Source organism: Anditalea andensis (assembly GCF_000714815.1).
Classification (GTDB): domain Bacteria; phylum Bacteroidota; class Bacteroidia; order Cytophagales; family Cyclobacteriaceae; genus Anditalea; species Anditalea andensis.
In genome coordinates, this window is sequence record NZ_JMIH01000004.1 from 1 (window position 1) to 18,180 (window position 18,180).

Genomic DNA, 18,180 nt, shown 5'->3' on the forward strand with positions numbered 1-18,180 from the left:
GGGGCTGAAGTATAATTGATGGCCCTAGATAATAAATCCTGGGCATACATGAATTCAAACTTTTATCATTAGAGTTTTATGAACTATCATATGTGGATTTTATTGCTGTGGCCAAATCGGTAAGGTGGAAAAATCAAATAAATGGATTACTAAATTTTAGTAATGTAACACTGCATTTGCATCGTTTTCGGCCTGAATTATAATACTATCCTTTCCATCTAAAATTAATCTTTACTCAAAAATGGGAATCAGGTTCTGAAAGCGTTTTAAGGTGATGTTTTCATTTAGCAGATGCTAAAAGAAAACATACAGAAACGCACCCAGACTGGAGTTGTTGATACATCCACTTATGTGAATTTTGACACCTTAATTGACTGAAGGACAGTAAAATGCGAAGATAAGCAAGTTTGAGAACCCTTCCTAGGTAATGCTTGAAAAGAACAAGTTAACAGCAAAAGCAATCACACAGGATTTTTCAAAGGCCGTATCTCCAGATATATCTTTAACAAGGCGGTTTAGTCCATTCGCGCTATTACAGGGACCAGATAATGGCCTCCTGAGGACTGAACATTATTGACACCAAAACCTACCACCGGGACGTGGTGGTAGCCATCCACCTAAATCTGGCACTCCTCTTTATCGATCTGATCGAATCCGAGGAGCACTTCCCTCCCACCATGATGTATCCTGATCATGCGATCACCATACAGCTTTTTCATTGGCAGGCCCAGTATGTGGCAGGCCCGGTTAAGGAAAAAAGACTAGGGTATGTCAGGCAAAGGAAAGACCAAGCTGCTGTTTATACTAGAAAAGAAAAAGATTACCTTCGGCTATACCCAGAGATAGGTCCTCATCAAATATGCCCAATAGAAAGGCTATTCCGTTTTGAAACTCATAGCATAGAACCCGTATCTATAATAACTTAGGAGTGGCTGGAAGTGAGCGGCTCTAATGGACCGCGGTCTTCAAGTTTACAAAAAAAATATAGATAAAAAATGCTACCCGTAACCGATAGCATTTTTTATAAAATAAGAAAGTTTACAACAGGCCTCCAGCTACAGTAATCCTTTCGCCCGTAACCCAACCCGCATCATCAGAAGCCAAAAAAACGGCTACCTTTGCAATATCCTGCACCTGCCCAGCACGCCCCATTGGCGTCATTGAAACCATTTGTTTTTCCATATCACCACCCGTTATACCCATTCTTAAATTTCCCTCTGTCTGTGTAACCCCCGGTGCAATAGTATTTATCCTGATTTTTCTAGGCCCTAATTCTTTCGATAGTGTTTTGGTCATATTGTCTATTGCTGCTTTTACCGCACTATATACTATAAGACCTGGAAAAGGATTTAGACTTACCGTAGAGCTAAGGTTTATGATGCTTCCCCCATTATTACCAAACATTTTCACTGCATTTTGGGTACACAATAAATTACCCAAAACATGGGTATTGTATTGAAGATGAAAGCTCTCTTCAGTAACTTCTTCTAGTAGTTCATATTTGAAAACACCTGCGTTGTTTACCAAAATATCCAATCCGCCAAAAGCATCTTTTGTTTCCTGAAATAATCTTTGTACGTCCGCCGAATTTTTAACATCGCATTGAACAGCTATGGCAGTACCACCGTTTTCCTTAATTTCATTAACCACTTTATTAGCATCTTCTTTTGCCGAAGCATAATTCACTACAACCTTGGCACCAGCCTTTGCAAATGCTTTTGCAATACCTGCTCCAATTCCTTTGGATGCCCCTGTGACTACAGCTGTTTTGTCTTTTAATTTTAAGTCCATTTTTTATTTATATTAGTGAACAACAAACCTAAATATTAGATATCTTAGCTACAAGTATGTACTTATTTGTATCTTACACACCAAAAAGAATGTAATATTGATTATCAACTATTTCTATTTAATTAAAATGGCTATTAAATCAAAAAAATCCGAAACAACACAGATGTGTGCAGTTGACTATGCCTTCAAGCGCATAGGAGGAAAATATAAGGGAATGATTTTATGGTATTTGCACTCCAAAACCGTATTGCGTTATGGCGAATTAAGCAGGACAGTGCCTAATATCACTACAAAAATGCTGACACAGACTTTAAGGGAGTTGGAAGAAGATCAATTGATAAACCGAAAAATGTTTCACGAAGTACCACCAAAAGTAGAATATTCATTGAGTGAAAAAGGGCGGGAATTAATTCCGTTTATCGAGTATCTACACAATTGGGGCAAAAAACAGCTGGAAATAGAATTATTAAAAAACAAAAGTTGAACAGTACAGAGAAACAGTAGATTAGAGGATCATAGCCGTAAGCTCAAGCTGCACCATTCATATCACCAAGATAGCTTTCAGGGTACGGGTCTATCGGTTTTTCATGGGGAGCGGTTCACTGGATTACTGGTTGCGTTTTAAGTCAATATAGATTCATGCGAGACAAGTAATGGGCGTCATAAAAAGTTCATGTTCCTGCTATGACTCACGGACCATACTCAGCGATAGATACTTTACCTGAGAGGGATTATTCACTAATTATTATCGATTGAATTTCTTTACCGAATTCATTTTTCATTTCTTCCCTATTGGTCGAGAGATTTCTGCTTTGCAGAGATACTGGTAAGGCAGTAGTTGTATACCCATTCCTGCCAGACTCCAATCAGCTTTCAACCGCTGCAAAGTAAAAAGATGCAGGTACATTACTTTCTATGCCCCCACTGCTCCAAAACGAGGATTCAAATAGCGGTACTCCCTCCAAAGTTCAAAAGATTAAAAAATATTCTCTTACAACTTGATCGCCCTATACAGAACATGTATATGCAGGTCTCGTTTCAAGCTCACCATTTTTATACAGGCTCAATTAACTCAAAATAATCTGCTCGTCATTTTAAAGAAATAACCCGTATTTTGGTTAAGCTGAGCACTAAACCATTGGTAACTCACAGTCAACATTGCTATCAGCATGGTCAGTACCCCGACCCCAACAAAATACCACCAATTCAGGTCAATTTTATAAACAAAATTATCAAGCCAATTGGAAATCTGGTCTTAGATTACGGGTAGTGCGGTGATAATGGCCTAGAATATCATTTTGGCAGACTCAATAGAGAGCATTTGGATGATTTTCCACACTGGATCCCGGTACTTTGCGGATGCCGATTTCCTCGATCTTTATTCAGCTGTGAAAGCGTCCAGACCAAAGCGCCCCAGGCAGAAGAAAAAACAGGGTTTTGGCTATCAGAGCTACTGCTAGGAAAGTGGCTGTTAGTATCTGGAATATGGTACTAAAGGGTGTTCCCTATATCCATCCCGAAGGATATCTCTTCCTGTATCAAAAAAGAATATTGGGTTTAGTTAAAAGGATTAAGAAGCAAATTGATAAATTCGGTTTCACTAACGATGACCTTGGCCTCGAAATCAACTGAGTTAATCTTCGGTTTTCTTAACGTTAGTCAGGATAAAAAAAAACATGAAACCAAAAACACTAGCCTTTATTATTGCAATACTATCGTTTATTTATGGATGTACTCCACCTAAACAGGGTGAAAAACAATCCAATATTTCTGTTATAAACGATATGGAAATACATGATAACTTCAAAAGTTACTTCGACAGTTGTGAAGTAGAAGGTTCAATAGTGATTTACGGTATAGAAAGTAAAAAGTGGGTGGTATCAGATACAGTAGGGGTAGAATTTGAAACGCTTCCTGCATCTACCTTTAAGATCATTAATTTATTAATTGCACTAGAAACTAATACCATCAAGAATGAAAACGAAATAGTAAACTGGATGGGCAGTATAGATACGGTTAAATATGGATACAGACCTGACATATATCACGATATGCCAGTAAAAGAAGCCTTTGAACTATCTGCAGGTTGGGTATTTATTGAGCTTGCGAAAAGAATAGGAAAAGACACTTATAAAGAATACCTCACAAAGTCACAGTATGGGAACAATAATTTATCTCATACAGATGAGGACTTTTGGAATTTTGGAGCATTTGCTATTTCACCAAAAAATATGGTAGCATTTCTACATGCTCTATACGAAGACAGGCTTCCTTTTTCTAAGCGTCACATGGACATCGTGAAAAAGGTCATGATTGTCGAACAAACAGAATACTATACCATTAGTGCTAAAACTGGTTGGACACGTGAAAACGATATCAATTTAGGGTGGTGGGCAGGGTACATTGAAACCAAAAGAGGCACTTATATTTTTGCTACAAGACTTCTTCAAGATAGAAATAGGAACAGGTCTGATTTTGGTAGTTGCAGAAAAGAAATTACAAAAAAAATATTTAAAGACTTGCGTATAATCAGATAGCAGTCCAGCCTATATCAGCGCTATGGCCAGAAATTTAATTGGGCGTCCTACTTTGTATCAATCCGAATAATGTATTGATCCCAGATGGCGGATGCTCTTACATCCGTTTCTCCGAAAAACAACAAACTGCTTCCAGGTAATGTAACCAACTAAACAAAAAATGAAACTACATATTTTAGGAGCATCAGGGAGTGGGGTTACCACATTGGGACAATTATTAGGTAAAAAATTAGGAGTCATTTATTTTGATAGTGATGACTATTTTTGGATAAAAACAGAGCCCCCTTTCACTCATAAAAGAACGCCAAACGAAAGAAACCAACTTATTGGCCATGACATCAGTAAATTAGAAAATTGGATATTAGGAGGTTCAATTATAAATTGGGGAGACAATATATTCCCTAATTTTGACCTGATCATATTTCTCTACCTACCACATGAAATAAGAATGGAAAGGCTAAAAAAGCGGGAATTAGAAAGATATGGTGATTCACTATATGCAGACCCCAATAAAGCACGCCAATTTAATGATTTTATCGCTTGGGCAGCCGATTATGACTACGCCACCGGACTTGCCAATAGGACTTTAGCTGCTCATAATATATGGTTAGCCCAGACCAAAAATCCCGTTTTGAAAATAATTGGAAACAAAACTTTAAATGAGAAACTAAATCTAATACTTTCCGAACTGAAACATAGGAATATTATAAAATTTTAAAACCCGATCTACTAGGTAGCTTTGATGACCAAATCTGCCTATGTTACTGTACATTTTAAAAGCCCCATATAATACCTATCAATAAGTTAGAAAGACCTCAAACTACGGATACGTTCATGGAAGGTATATGATAATATTGATTATTTATACCTAAATTAGGGTTAAAATTTGTGATGGCCGGATGCCGATGAAGCCGTAACTATAGATAGAAATTGTGTTCAAAATGATAGATATCCTGGATGAAATCCGAAAAGATTTGAGGCAAAGTATGGATGAAAAAACTCAGGTGACAAGTCAGCGTTTTTTCAAGGAAACCATAAAGTTTCATGGCGTCAAGATGCCCGTTGTAAATAAGATCAGTAAGCAATATTTTAACCAAATAAAATTTCTACCAAAATCAGACATATTTGACCTCTGTGAAATTTTATGGCAATCAGGTTTTTTTGAAGAATCTATTATTGCCTGCAACTGGTCATACTATCTACATGAAAAATTCCAACCTGATGATTTTCAACTATTTGAAAAATGGATAAATAAATATGTCAATAATTGGGCATCCTGTGACACATTCTGCAATCATACCATGGGTAAGTTTATAGAGTTATACCCAGCGTACATGCATAGGTTAAAAATATTTGCTAAATCGGATAACAGGTGGCTGCGGCGGGCCTCATCTGTTTCATTGATTATACCGGCCAGAAAAGGTGAATTTCTAAACGATGTACTGGAAATAGCGGCTATTCTACTAGTGGATAAAGATGATCTGGTACAAAAAGGGTATGGATGGATGTTAAAAGCTGCCAGTGAAGCAAACCAGCGGGAAATATTTGATTTTGTAATAAAAAATAAATCTATTATGCCTCGTACAGCATTGAGATATGCTATTGAAAAAATGCCGAAAAACATGAAAGCTGAAGCAATGAAAAAATAATATCGATAAGATAACACTATATACATACAGCTCAATACAAACTTCGGAATTACTCCAGTAGGCTTAACAGCAATGCAGAAAGTCAGACTAAAATAACATCTTAGTCCTTCCCCTCATTTAGAAGAAAAGGAACACATGCCTATTCAAATTTGAAAAGGAATAATGATCAGATGTATTAAATTGGCAATAATAAGCACCTAATGTCTATTCATGAATGTCGCTAAAAAATTAACCTCCAATGCTTTTATTTTAACCATACCGATTTTGATATGGAATATTTTACTGACACCTAAATTACCTATAGCATATCAACCTATTAATTTTAATAGTCATGTACCGTCATTTGTTTTCATAGGAGAAAACCTATTTAGAATCTCTATATTTATTCTGGCGATAGCAATACAATTTGACATTAATTCAAAGAATGGTAGGCTGGGATTAAAAGTGTATCTAATTGGATGCGCTTTATATTTTATTTCATGGCTTGTCTTGATTTACGCACCCAATAGTTGGTGGAGCTTAAGTATATTTGGATTTACAGCTCCAGCATATACACCTATCATTTGGCTGTTGGGAATAAGTTTGATGGGACACACTTATTATTTTAACTTTAAATTCTCCTATTGGCACTTATTAATCCCTAGCTTACTTTTCTCTATTTTCCATATGACCCACTCCATTATTGTCTATTGGACAATGAGCACTTATAGTGACAACTTAAAAATACCTCCAAGAGATTTGTTCACTTAGTTCAGAATGGAGGATCAAAACCCTATTCAACAAAATGCTCTCAGACTTGATGACATACAGATTAAAACTGTGCTTCTTTATACTGACAATGGAAAAATCACAAATCGTGAATATTACAAAAATAATCATTGTTCTATAAATACCGTAAGTACTGATTTAGCAAATTAGTTGGGAAAGGGGTAATAATATTAATTAGACAAAGAGAGGCTGGCTCATTTTATACGTGTAAGGATAGGACAGAATAAGTGCACAAAAGCTAGGTCTAAGGGAAACCTTACTGAATTGGTTGACAAGTAAAAAGTTTTGAAGCGGCAATCAGGACCTTACCGGTGTACCAATAGATATCCTAGCCTATATAATATAAAATTAAATGAACATGACAATTTTCAATCAAAAAAATGGCAATATCAATCCTGTTCAATAAAATGGTCCATAAATATGAATGATAACATCGGAGATAAATATGATAAAATAGCTCAATGGTGGCATGATTATCATCGTGAATCCACTTATGGGTTAAGCCAGATTGAGAAGGCGATGGCTTACTGTGGATCCGGCGGTTCAGCACTGGACGTGGGATGTGGTAGTGGGGGTAGAATAATAAATAGTATAGAGCACAATGGGTTTAGGGTAACTGGAATTGACCCTTCAGCAAAAATGATAGCCCTAGCAAAGGCCAATCATCCATCTGCCCAATTTCATGTTGCTGACATATGTAAATGGGATACTGATAAAAAGTACAACCTTATTATAGCATGGGACAGTATATTTCATTTACCCTTATCGATGCATTATCCTGTGCTCACTAAACTCTGCGGTATGCTCCAAAAAAATGGTGTCCTGGCTTATACCTTTGGAGATGGATATGGAGCACATGAAAGTGACTGGCAAAACGACAAGTTCCCCTATAGTACAATCGGTATTAATGGAAATTTAAGTATTATCATGGATTGCAACTGTGAATGCAGACACTTAGAGCTTGATCAATACCCAGAAAAACATGTATTTATGATAGTTAGAAAAAATTGAATGTCATACACCAGACACTGCCAAAGTAAATCAGCTGTGCAGGCAAAATTTTCAATGTCCTTCCGTTTCCTCATTTGCCTGGCAGTAGGTCCCCTAGATCCGCTGTGGCGGCAGAGGTCTTTATTAAGGAAGAATAGCATGTAGCTGAGATTTTTCCGCTCCCTCCGGTCACAGGTCATGGCTTTTGTCCTGTACAAATTTAAATTTGTCCGTCTACGGTCTTTATTGTTCGGATTTGTGGCCCTACTATCTCCATTAAACGCATTATATAAGGATTAGAAGTATTTTTTTAATTTGGCATATAGGTTGAATATGCCATGTACCAATCATCCATGTTCGGAATATAATTCCGCAAAACCATCCATCTATGTTAGAAAATTACATCAAGATCGCTTGGAGAAATTTGTTTAAAAACAAAACCGCCTCAGCAATTAATCTTTTAGGCTTGATAACAGGAATGACCTGTTGCCTCTTGATGGTTTTATATCTTCAATATGAATTAAGTTTCGATAAATTCCATTCCAATTCGGGTAGAATAGTAAGGGTGATCATGGAATACAGCATTGGGGACACCGAACCACAAAAAGGAAACTATACTAGTGCAAAGGTTTTGCCTGCATTCAAGGAAAATTTCCCTGAGGTAGAAAATGGCGTACGAATGATGAAGTCCAATGCTTTAGTTAAGTTTGGCGATGACATATCCCTGAATCAAAAATTTATCTTTGCCGATGCTACTTTTTTCGAGGTTTTTCCATCTTTTAAATTATTGTCCGGTGCTGAAAAGGAGGTGTTGGATGCTCCGAAAAAACTGGTAATTTCCGCCTCCACTGCCAAAAGGTATTTTGGAAATGAGGATCCTATAGGCAAAATACTCGAAATCGGGGCCAATCAGACAGATTACCTGATCACGGGGATTGTAGAAGACAATCCCTCCAATTCCCAAATAAAATTTGATTTTATTGCAGCATTTTCTAATCTGGGACCTGAACATGAGCGAACCTACTGGAATGCCAATTACACCACTTATCTCTTACTCCAAGATGAAAACTCTATTTCCAGTCTTCAAAAAAAAATAGGGCCCTTCATGGAAAAAGAAATGGCTGACCAAGCAGGTGTTTATTTAAATTATGAATTGGAGCCGTTTACAAAGATTCACCTCTATTCCCCACATGAGGGCTTTGAGCCAAATGGCAACATTACCTATCTATATATTATAGGAGGTATAGCATTGCTTACACTTTTAATAGCATGTTTTACCTATATCAATCTAGGGACGGCCCGGACACTGGAAAGAGCAAAGGAGGTGGGCATACGTAAAGCAACAGGAGCAGGTAAAAGCCATGTTTTTTGGCAGTTTATAGGAGAATCCACCTTCCTTACGCTAATCGCTCTGCTTTCAAGCATTGGTTTGGTATGGCTACTGCTGCCATCATTTAATCATTTGATCGACAGGGAACTTCCATTTGTAAGGCTTTTCCATCCTGCCGTATTATTGAGCATGTTGGTGTTGATGACTTGCATTTCCCTGCTAGCGGGAAGCTATCCTGCCATGATCCTGTCAAAATTCATCCCGGTAAAAGTCCTAAAGGGAAATTTTAAAGGTTCTCCATCGGGTATATGGCTTAAAAAATCCCTGTTTGTATTTCAGTTTATGGTCACTGTTTTTTTGATCATTGCCACATTTATCATGCAAAGGCAGATGAATTATATCCAAAACAAAAATTTAGGATATGACAGGGATCATTCAATTATCTTAAACGCTGATCAAAAAATCCGTGAAAAGCAAGCCTTCGTCAAAGCTGAATTAAAGAAACATCCCAACATCAAAGCAGTTTCCTTTGCCTATGAAACACCTGTAAACATCAGAGGGGGCTATTCCATGTATAGCAATAGCATGGAAGCTGCGCAATCACTAAGTGTAACTGCCAATCCCATCGATGAAGCATACATCAGCGCTTGTGGATTAGAACTCATAGCTGGAGAAGACCTATCTATCCAGGATATTGAAAATGTATCGCATGAAGACCCTACCAAAAACACCTTCGGATTTATCATCAATGAATCCGCAGCAAACATATTAGGTTGGACAGCTGAGGAGGCTATAGGCCAAAGCCTTTTTTTGGATGAGTCCCGCCCAGGAAAGGTAAAAGGAGTGGTCAGAGATTTTCATTTTGCCTCCCTTCATAATCCTATTGCCCCATTGGTTCTATTTCCGGAAGGCTGGTCTAACATCATTATCGTAAAGACATTGGGTTATAATCTTCCGGAGACCCTCACTTTTCTGGAGGATAAATGGAAGGAAGTAGCCCCTCATAGACCTTTTTCGTATCAATTTATGGATGAAACCTATGCCAGTCTGTATGCAAATGAAGTTAGGGTCAACAAAATTCTTAAGATATTGTCCTTTATCACCATACTCTTGGCTTGTTTGGGGCTATTTGGACTGTCATCCTATACTTCTGAACAGCGGACAAAGGAAATAGGAATTAGAAAAGTCCTAGGTGCTTCCGTGCTCAGTTTACTGGGTTTGCTTTCTAAAGATTTCATTAAACTAGTCCTTGTAGCCATAGTAGTAGCCACACCGTTATCTATAATGGCAATGAACAGCTGGCTGCAAAATTTTGCCTACAAAATTGAGGTGCATTGGTGGATGTACTTAGCTGCGGGTATAGTAGCTTTATTCATAGCTTTATTGACCGTAAGTGGTCAAGCTTTTCGTGCAGCGGTAGCCAATCCGGTACGTAACTTAAAAACTGAATAGTATACTTACGAGGTCTTCATGACCTCCCATCTACCCTAGTCACATCGAGGCGGTACCTAGTAAATGTCTCTGCGAAGGATTTTGAACACTGAGCTGAGATTTCTGCGCTTCCTCCTCCAGGTACTAAAATGAATATAGATACCGTTTGGTGGTACTGGCTGATACGGCCTAAAACGTATACCAAAAATTTCAACCCCGTTCAGGCTTGCCAAAAACAATGGTCCCCTTAAGGGGTAGGACTTTGAAAGCATAAATATCGTCATAGCATTCTATGTGTTTCTTAAAAATATGGGATGGTAAGGGCGGCTTATAGGGGATACTTCTGAATGTACCCTCTACCGATCCCTTACACCAGGCCAAAGACCTCCTACCACAGTACATCCCTTTGACCGAAACTTAGTGTAGCGGAATCCTATATGTACACCCATTGAACATCCCAGCTACCGGAGTGGAGAAATCTCTTATACGGATTAACATGGCGTTGTTAAAGTTTCTACTTATAGCTGGTAGCAAGGAAGTCTTAAAATGCGACCGTCCATTCGGTCAGAAAGTCGGCGTATCCTATATTTAAAATCGGGATATTTATGGCTAAGCATAGAAAAAAATAAGTATTTTTATACTGCCTCACTCTTATATACCATAGCAGCCCCACAAGCCGTTTTATGATAGCTTCAGACACGGTGCATGACCAAACAGAAATTCCAAAGAGCTGAAGAAATAAAGGGAAACATATTAGATATAGGGGGTAATTTAAGTATTATAAAGACATCCAGGCATTGAATGATTAAATGGGCAATATGAAACGCATATATCTATTGATACTATTACATATTATTTTCCAAAACACCTATGGACAGACGTTTGAGAAAGTCTCGTTTAATGACAAAGATCCTGAGGATTACTACATCTTACTTAAACCTTCAGATAAAGAGATAAAAGGTGTGTTAGTCCTCTTACCCGGATATGGAGAAATGCCTGAAAACATTTTTCCTGAATCAAAATTATTTAATGTTGCTTACGGAAATGGCATACTGACTATGGCAATAGCAGGGGGCCAAAAAATTTACGCGGATGAATCCGTAGTGGATAAAATAAACCGTGGTTTATATGACCTTTTAGAAAAAAACCCATCACTGGACAAAACCAAATTTCTAATAGGCGGGTTTTCGGCAGGCGGTACTATTTCTTTAAGGTATGTGGAGTTTTGCAAAGAAAATCCTTCCCGATTTCCAATTGTTCCCAAAGGGGTGTTTACCGTTGACTCACCCATTGATCTTTTTGATATTTGGAATTACTTCCATAGAGAGATTGAAAAAAACTATTCTTCTGCCGGGGTATTTGAGGCAAACCAGGTGATAGAAATTATGAAAAGGGAAATAGGCACCCCTGAAACGAATGCAGAAAGATATGACCGACTGACTCCATTTAATTCAAATCTTAAAAGTCTCGGCAATGAAAAATTTTTATTGGATGTTCCTGTAAGACTCTATAAGGACATAGATGTTGAATGGCAATTGAAAGAAAGGAGAAGAAGTTTGTACGACACAAACCAATTAACAGCTTCCGAACTAATCAATCGATTACTATTAAATGGTAATGACAAAGCAGAATTTAAGACCGCTAAAGTTCCTGGCTACAGAAGCAGTGGACTCAGACATCCCCATTCATGGTCGATTGTAGATGAGGTTGAATTTATTCAATGGACTTTAAGATTATTCGACTAAAATCCAACCCTATATATTTCCAAATAAATTGATATATAACGGAAACTCCCGCGCATTACAGCTATGATGCTGGGCTGCTTTTTTTATATTTTGCAATTGTAAAATGTCTAAAACAGGTATTAATGTTTAGTCAATAACCAGGTCTCTGTTATCTGCTTTTATATTGATCATGTAGACCTATACCGTTTAAAATTTGATTTTTTAATTTTTCTATTCTTCCCCTTCTTGTCTGCGCCTGTTTGGGTTGGGAAAAATGGATGATGTATCCCCTCTGCCGTCCCGGAGTTAAATTATAAAAGGCTTTTTTAAATACCGGGTCAGATTCGAAGGCCTGCTGGAGCTCATCAGGAATCGGTTCTGGCCTAGCCTTAATTGCTACCTTCATGCCGCTTTCTTCAATACCTATAGCCTCATGGATGTAAGCCTTCAAAACCTCCTGGACTCTTTCAATGTCCTCTTCCCGGGTGAATTTGATAATTCTGCCGGACTGAACATTTCCTTGCTGCTGGAGCATTTTATGTGTGTCAGATAATAATGCCCCTTTAAAAAATCCCATGATGGCACCGTCCTTCAATACTCCAACCGAGACAATATTTTTTCCAAGATGGGTATATACGGGTGAGCCCCATTTTATTTCCTCTTTCAGCCCCGTTTCCAAAACTATCTGCCTGAGCAGTTCTATAGCTGTTCTCCAACTATTGACTTTGCACAGGGATGTGCCGCCATATTTGCACCGCATGCAGCCATCAATGAGGTATTTATCCACCTGGGGGTTCATCTCAATTTTCATCATCAGGGGAAGCTAACTTTCTGGTTAAGGGTCTGAAATACCAAGATACAAAGATCAGGAGGAGTATCAAAGCTGGGCCGAAAAATTCATAGGCTTCATCTCCTACTGCCAGATGGGAAAAAACCGCCCCGGACATCAGTAAGAAGAACCCGGCATAGGCCCACTCTTTGAGCCTTGGGAAACCTGGAACTAATACCGCCACTGTACCAAGAAGCTTCCATATGCCGATGATGGACACAAAATAGGATGGATAGCCCAGCATATTCATTTTGACCATTTCCTCGTCCAAGTGTACCACTTGAACTATACCGGTAGAAGCCATTCCCAAACATAACCAAATGGTGGACACCCAATAAATAATTTTGCCTTTCTTTTTCATTTCAAAGGAATTACAACTTTTTTTCGATTATATTTTGTAACCTTAAGTGCGCCATATTAATGCCCTGGACAAATGGAAGCTTGAGCATATTGTCCCTATCTTCTATAGACTTGAATATGATTTTCATATTCAGTCTGCTGGCTCGTGGATGAATAGGTTCAAAATCCAGAAATTCCAACTGAACAGGAAAGCCTGTATTTTCCATTTCAAAGGTGCGGATGATGTTTTGGTTTTCTATGACCTGATGGATGGTCCCGTTTGCTCTGAACAGCACTTGGCCATGTTTATCCCTGGTTTCAAACCGGTAAGATCCGTGGGTTTTGTTTTCCAGATTAAGGACCCTGTTGCCCATCCATTGTTCTATCAGATCGGCCTTAGTATAGGCCATATAAAGTAATTCGACGGGAAGGTCAAAAGTTCGGGTAATGATTATTTCCTGAACCCCTTTTTGTGCATTTACAATGGTTTTCCCTTCCATATGTCTATTTTTTAGATGGATAAGATTTCATCACCTGTTCTAATTTATTAAACCTTTCATCCCATAGCCTCCTGAAAGGCTCAATAAAATCTTCAATTTCTTTTATTTTATCAGCATTGAGATGATATAAGATCTCCCTCCCCTGTTGCTCCTGGTTTACCAATCGGCATTCTGTCAGTATCTGAAGGTGTTTGGAAACAGTCGGTCTGGCTGTATCAAAATTTGATGCAATGCTCCCTGCTGTCAGTGACTGGGTAGCCAATAATATAAGAATGGCCCTCCTCGTAGGATCTGATATGGCCTGAAACACATCTCTTCTGGACTTCATCACGTAGTCATTTGACTACAAATATAAATGAAGTCATATAACTACGCAAATTTTATCAATCTTTTGTATCTTCACCGCTAAACATTTTAAAGTGAACCATATAAAAGAATATCCCATGCTGATCAGCCTATATAGCCAAAGGAATATAAAACTGGCGTTGCCCCCTGTAGCTTTGTTTATGATCTGCTTATTATTTTCACTACCATCCTTTGGCCAGCAAAGACAACAGGGCGTTATAGAAGATGGGGGGACGGGTCCCTTCCATGCCATCATGGAAATGGATCCCACATTACCCACCCATACTCTATTCAGACCTCAGAACCTCTACCCTTTTGGCGAAAGGGATAAATTACCGATCATAGCATGGGGAAATGGAGCCTGTGCCAACTCTCCTTGGGAACATGTCAACTTCTTAAATGAGGTAGCCTCTCATGGATTTCTGGTGGTGGCCATAGGCCCTATGCCCGGGGAAGGGGACAAGAGAGAAGAAAAGTCTCTAAGTTCCCTTTTGATCGATGCCATCGACTGGGCTATTGCGCAGAATGAAGATCCGGAAAGCCCTTTTTTTGGAAAGATAGATACTTCCAATATATCTGTAAGCGGCATGTCCTGCGGTGGACTGCAAGCTTTGGAAGCCGCCCCTGACCCCAGAGTAACTACAACAGTCATCTGCAACAGTGGAGTCCTTCCCGATACAGGTCAGGGGAGGACAGGAATGCCAGATATTGATAAAGCCCATCTGAAAAAACTGCATTCCCCTACCCTGTATTTATTAGGGGGTGAATCTGATATTGCCTATAATAATGGAATGGATGATTTCAACAGGATAGATCATGTTCCCATAGTGGTAGCCAATATGGATGTAGGCCATGGAGGAACCTATGCGCAGCCAAACGGAGGGGAATTTGCCCGGGTAGCTACTGCATGGTATTTATGGCAACTAAAGAAAGATGAGAAAGCCGGTAAATTGTTTACGGGCACTCATGCAGGGCTATCACAGGCTTCAGAATGGAAGATGGAAAAGAAAAATATGTTTTAAAGATAGAACATTCTCATTTTACCCTGCAAAAGTCCCTTTATAACACTTTACTATAAAGTTTAAAAACATGGCTATGAACCTATATTTCATTATTTATGCGTGACATATAATAATTTGTACAGACATGTTTCCAAAAAAATAATGAACTGCCCCCTAATAGCGGAACCTATTCTTATTCAAGTAATGACACATGAAGGGAAGAAACAATTCGGTAAAATCAAATTCGCCCGAAAGCGGACGATATTGCCCGATTTGGATATTCCACAAAAGATGTAATCCTGCCATTCTTCGTTTTTTGCTACATTTTTGATGGCATTAATGTGGTTCATGTGCGGTGGAATAATTAATTTTCTAAATGCTCAAAACCTACTTTAAAATTGCCTGGCGTTCCCTCTTCCGCAGCAAATGGATCGGAGTGATCAATATATCTGGACTCATCATAGGGATAACGGCCGCTTTGATGTTGTTCTTGGTGGTGCGATATGAACTAAGCTATGACAAGTTTCATACTCATTTTTCACAAATCTATCGTATAGTCACCCATGATAACTATGAAAACATCACTGACTACACATCAGGAGTGGCCTACCCTGTACCAGATGCTTTGATGGCCGACAAGCTCAATTTTAAAGAAGTAGTACCCGTGATTTCTCACCATGATGTGCAGGTCAATATATTGAAAGAAAACAGTGTAGACCATTTAGAGAAATATAAAACCGGGCAGCTGTTTTTCTCCACATCTGCATATCCCCTACTTTTTGATCTGGAGTTTAAAGCAGGAAGCGCAGACTTACTTGATCAGCCTGACAATGTTCTGCTTACACAATCAGAAGCTGACCGATTTTTTGGAAGCTGGGAAACTGCCCAGGGCAAAGTGCTTCAACTGACCAACGGAGTGACTTTGATGGTGGGAGCAGTGGTGGCGGATATACCGGAAAACAGCAATTTCAAATTTGACATAATGGTTTCCTATGAAACCCTCCGCTCTCATAAAGATGAATTTGGGTATGACCTAGAGGAATGGGGAAGTACCGGCAGTAATTTCCAAGTATATGTGTTGATGGATCAAGATGAAGACCTTAATGTAGCTCAAACCCAATTGGAAGGTTTTTCCAAAAAGTTTTTTGAAGGTAGGGGAACATCTGTCAGGACCCATCACTTGCAAGCTATGAGCGACATCCATTTCGATCCGATCTTTGAACCGCTCAGCGGAAAGCTGATCCGAAAATCCACCATTCAGACCTTGATTATTGTTGGTATTTTTATTCTAATCATGGCTTCAATCAACTTTGTCAACCTCAGTACTTCTCAGTCCATAGGAAGAAGCAAAGAAATCGGCGTCCGTAAAGTCATGGGTAGTTCTACATTTCAAATAGCCGTGCTATCTTTTGGAGAAACCTTCCTGACTGTAGTAATAGCCTCTTTGATGTCTTTTGGCTTAGCCCATATTTTGCTCCCATTTTTGGACAAAATCGCAGATGTGCCGGACACCATCAGTTTTCTGAATCCAGACATCCTATTATTTATGTTTTCTTTAGTGTTGATTCTGACCTTGCTTTCCGGATTTTACCCTGCACTGATCATATCAAAATTCCAGCCGGTTAAGGCATTGAAGACCAGGTTTCTGGCAGCAGAGATCGGCGGAGTCTCCATACGCCGGAGCTTGGTAGTACTCCAGTTTGCCATTGCCCAGATACTTATGATCGGAACAGTGATAGCCATCCGGCAGATGAACCTGATTCAGGATACCGATCTTGGCTTTAATAAAGAGGCTATTTATTTTATAGAAGTGCCCTCAGACAATCACAATAATGTACGCATAGAAGGGTTTAAGCAGGAATTATTGACCATCTCCGGCATTAAAGGAGCTAGTCTCGCATCTGATGTACCTTCTTCAGGAAACAACTCCGCCTCCAATTTTTATTTTGATAACAAAAATGAAGATGTCACCTTTCCTGCTTTCCTGAAGTTTGCAGATGCAGCTTATTTTGATTTGTATGAAATGGAATTTTCGGCTGGCCAAGGTTACCCCCTAAGTGATACGATCAGGAATGTGGTGATCAATGAGGCGATGGCCAGGAAGCTATTAATACCATCTCCCGAGGAAGCTATCGGAAAGACCATCCGGCTGGGAGGTAGCGGGAATTGGGTACCCATAACCGGGGTGGTGAAAGACTTTACGGTCAATTCTCTTCGGGAAGAAATCAAACAGTTGGTGATTACAACAGAGAAATCAAATTACAGCCAAGTGGCTGTTCGGCTGGACAATACATCAGACAAATCTACAATGAGTGCCATCCAGGATAAATTTACGAAAATATATCCTGAGCAGATTTACAGTGCAGGTTTCTTGGATGAGTCTATTGCCGCATTTTACGAAAGTGAGCAGAAGCTAGCTTTGGTTTACAAGATTTTTGCTGTCTTAGCTATTCTGATTTCCTGCATTGGTCTGTATGGATTGGTTTCTTTTATGGTAGGCCAAAAAGTCAAAGAAATCGGTATCAGAAAAGTGCTTGGTGCTTCTATCACCCAGATTACAGTGATGCTATCTAAAGAATTTATCCTGATGGTAGTTTTGGCATTCCTGATTGCCATCCCATTGGCATATTTTATGGTGCAGGAATGGCTGGCATCTTTTGCTTACAAAACGCCGATTTCAATTGGCTTATTCCTATCGGTCATGGTGATGTCTCTGCTCATTACGGCTTTTACGGTGGGATCTAAGGCCATTCGTGCCGCCATGGCTAATCCCGTGGATAGTTTGACTGATGAGTAAAAGGCTTTAAAAACTTTATAAGCATGAAATTCTGAATGACGGCAATAATACTCCAACATACTCCTGTTTGTAGTCTATCGGCTTCTATTTCGTGGCATTTAGTGCATAGGTAACTTACCTAATTAAATTGCTTTTCAGCTGTTTCGGTC

16 protein-coding genes are annotated in these 18,180 nt (G+C 39.0%); 11 read left to right on the forward strand and 5 right to left on the reverse strand.

Annotation, left to right across the window (positions count from 1 at the left end):
• Positions 1-599 precede the first annotated feature (599 nt).
• Positions 600-926 carry a hypothetical protein gene (locus tag EL17_RS00230; RefSeq protein WP_035068472.1) on the forward strand — a complete coding sequence of 109 codons (327 nt, stop codon included), beginning with the start codon at positions 600-602 and terminating at the stop codon, positions 924-926.
• A gap of 112 nt (positions 927-1,038) precedes the next feature.
• On the opposite strand, the gene EL17_RS00235 is transcribed toward EL17_RS00230, so the two are convergent.
• Entirely contained in the window at positions 1,039-1,791 is a 753-nt protein-coding gene (locus EL17_RS00235; protein WP_035068475.1) for an SDR family NAD(P)-dependent oxidoreductase, read from the reverse strand.
• 127 nt (positions 1,792-1,918) lie between these two features.
• Here EL17_RS00235 and EL17_RS00240 point away from each other — a divergent pair, with 127 nt between their 5' ends.
• The 8 genes from EL17_RS00240 to EL17_RS00275 all read left to right on the forward strand — a co-directional run bounded on the left by EL17_RS00240 (position 1,919) and on the right by EL17_RS00275 (position 12,241).
• Positions 1,919-2,275: a winged helix-turn-helix transcriptional regulator gene (locus EL17_RS00240; protein ID WP_051719675.1), complete on the forward strand. Its 357-nt coding sequence runs from the start codon at positions 1,919-1,921 to the stop codon at positions 2,273-2,275.
• A gap of 1,192 nt (positions 2,276-3,467) precedes the next feature.
• Positions 3,468-4,328 carry a penicillin-binding transpeptidase domain-containing protein gene (locus tag EL17_RS00245; protein ID WP_035068477.1) on the forward strand — a complete coding sequence of 287 codons (861 nt, stop codon included), beginning with the start codon at positions 3,468-3,470 and terminating at the stop codon, positions 4,326-4,328.
• Positions 4,329-4,488: 160 nt separating this feature from the next.
• Positions 4,489-5,046, forward strand: coding sequence for an AAA family ATPase (locus EL17_RS00250; protein WP_035068480.1), 558 nt, complete (start codon positions 4,489-4,491; stop codon positions 5,044-5,046).
• Positions 5,047-5,269: 223 nt separating this feature from the next.
• A complete protein-coding gene (locus tag EL17_RS00255; RefSeq protein WP_035068482.1) occupies positions 5,270-5,977 on the forward strand; it encodes a DNA alkylation repair protein in 708 nt (235 codons plus the stop codon).
• Between the two features lie 210 nt (positions 5,978-6,187).
• Complete coding sequence (locus tag EL17_RS23775) at positions 6,188-6,727, forward strand: hypothetical protein (protein WP_035068485.1); 540 nt, start codon at positions 6,188-6,190, stop codon at positions 6,725-6,727.
• Between the two features lie 438 nt (positions 6,728-7,165).
• Complete coding sequence (locus EL17_RS00265) at positions 7,166-7,756, forward strand: class I SAM-dependent methyltransferase (RefSeq protein ID WP_051719699.1); 591 nt, start codon at positions 7,166-7,168, stop codon at positions 7,754-7,756.
• 367 nt (positions 7,757-8,123) lie between these two features.
• Entirely contained in the window at positions 8,124-10,517 is a 2,394-nt protein-coding gene (locus EL17_RS00270) for an ABC transporter permease (protein ID WP_035068487.1), read from the forward strand.
• Positions 10,518-11,314: 797 nt separating this feature from the next.
• Complete coding sequence (locus tag EL17_RS00275; protein WP_164674881.1) at positions 11,315-12,241, forward strand: alpha/beta hydrolase family protein; 927 nt, start codon at positions 11,315-11,317, stop codon at positions 12,239-12,241.
• Positions 12,242-12,389: 148 nt separating this feature from the next.
• Here the strand turns inward: EL17_RS00275 and EL17_RS00280 are convergent, their stop codons facing one another.
• Genes EL17_RS00280 through EL17_RS00295 form a run of 4 tightly spaced genes read right to left on the reverse strand, consistent with a single transcriptional unit; the run spans position 12,390 to position 14,216 of the window.
• Complete coding sequence (locus EL17_RS00280; RefSeq protein WP_035068492.1) at positions 12,390-13,034, reverse strand: YdeI/OmpD-associated family protein; 645 nt, start codon at positions 13,032-13,034, stop codon at positions 12,390-12,392.
• On the reverse strand, positions 13,021-13,410 hold the full coding sequence (locus EL17_RS00285) for a DoxX family protein (protein ID WP_035068494.1): 390 nt from the start codon (positions 13,408-13,410) through the stop codon (positions 13,021-13,023). Before EL17_RS00285 ends, EL17_RS00280 begins: the two co-directional genes overlap by 14 nt.
• Positions 13,411-13,420: 10 nt before the next feature.
• The gene (locus tag EL17_RS00290; protein WP_035068496.1) at positions 13,421-13,888 is read right to left on the reverse strand and encodes an SRPBCC domain-containing protein; all 468 of its coding nucleotides are present in this window, start codon (positions 13,886-13,888) and stop codon (positions 13,421-13,423) included.
• A 4-nt stretch (positions 13,889-13,892) separates the two neighbouring features.
• Positions 13,893-14,216, reverse strand: a complete 324-nt coding sequence (locus EL17_RS00295) for an ArsR/SmtB family transcription factor (RefSeq protein ID WP_035068498.1) — start codon at positions 14,214-14,216, stop codon at positions 13,893-13,895.
• A gap of 91 nt (positions 14,217-14,307) precedes the next feature.
• Between EL17_RS00295 and EL17_RS00300 the strand changes: the two genes are divergently transcribed.
• Together EL17_RS00300 and EL17_RS00305 are read left to right on the forward strand one after the other, a co-directional pair.
• Complete coding sequence (locus tag EL17_RS00300) at positions 14,308-15,255, forward strand: alpha/beta hydrolase family protein (RefSeq protein WP_205623504.1); 948 nt, start codon at positions 14,308-14,310, stop codon at positions 15,253-15,255.
• Positions 15,256-15,610: 355 nt separating this feature from the next.
• Entirely contained in the window at positions 15,611-18,031 is a 2,421-nt protein-coding gene (locus EL17_RS00305) for an ABC transporter permease (RefSeq protein WP_035068500.1), read from the forward strand.
• Positions 18,032-18,180: the final 149 nt, after the last annotated feature.